This window comes from Nocardia sp. NPDC058666 (assembly GCF_042714895.1).
Lineage (GTDB): Bacteria > Actinomycetota > Actinomycetes > Mycobacteriales > Mycobacteriaceae > Nocardia.
In genome coordinates, this window is record NZ_JBHXRY010000066.1 from 1 (window position 1) to 280 (window position 280).

Below are 280 nucleotides of genomic sequence, written 5' to 3' on the forward strand. Positions count from 1 at the left end.
GGACGGGCTCGAGGAAGAAGCTCTCGTTGAAGTTCTGGTTGAACCAGCTGGAGCGGACGATGGTCCAGTCGGCGCCGGAGGCCTTGAGGTTGTTCTCGCTGACCTCGGCGGCCTCCTCCCCGCGGCCGGACAGGAGCACCAGGCGGCGGGCGCCGTGGGCGACGGCGACCTTGGAGAATTCGGCGACCTGTTCGGCGGCGCCGGGGAAGGCGAGGTCGGGGTAGTAGGTCACGTAAACCCGGTCGACGCCTTCGAGGGCCGGTACCCAGGTGGCGGGCTC

General features: G+C 69.3%; 1 protein-coding gene. It reads right to left on the minus strand.

The annotated features are described in order from the left end of the window. Positions 1 to 280, minus strand: a 280-nt coding sequence (locus ACFWVD_RS28475) for an SDR family oxidoreductase (protein ID WP_379247965.1), incomplete at both ends; no start/stop codon positions are given.